Origin of the sequence: Alkalicoccobacillus porphyridii, assembly GCF_007293315.1 — a bacterium.
In the GTDB taxonomy this organism is placed as follows: Bacteria; Bacillota; Bacilli; order Bacillales; family Bacillaceae_D; genus Alkalicoccobacillus; species Alkalicoccobacillus porphyridii.
This window is the reverse complement of record NZ_VLXZ01000411.1, coordinates 1-237: the sequence shown is the minus strand read 5'-3', so window position 1 is coordinate 237 and position 237 is coordinate 1. Positions and strand designations below refer to the sequence as shown.

Sequence of the window (237 nt, the reverse complement as noted above, 5' to 3'; positions counted from 1 at the left end):
TGCTGCGCTATGCGCAAGAGTGGGCACTGCCAGAAGCATTTATTCAATGGCTGGATCAGGCTAACAGCTTCTGTTCTACGCTGGTGGACCGTATCGTTACCGGTTATCCGCGCGATGAAGTGGCTAAACTGGAAGAAGAACTGGGTTATCACGATGGTTTTCTCGACACCGCTGAACACTTTTACCTGTTTGTGATTCAGGGACCGAAATCCTTAGCGACTGAACTGCGTCTGGACA

1 protein-coding gene is annotated in these 237 nt (G+C 50.2%); it reads left to right on the top strand.

Annotated elements, in window-relative coordinates; all coding sequences use genetic code 11:
• The coding region (locus tag FN960_RS24760; RefSeq protein ID WP_498034110.1) for a mannitol dehydrogenase family protein at positions 1 to 237 on the top strand (237 nt) is incomplete at both ends.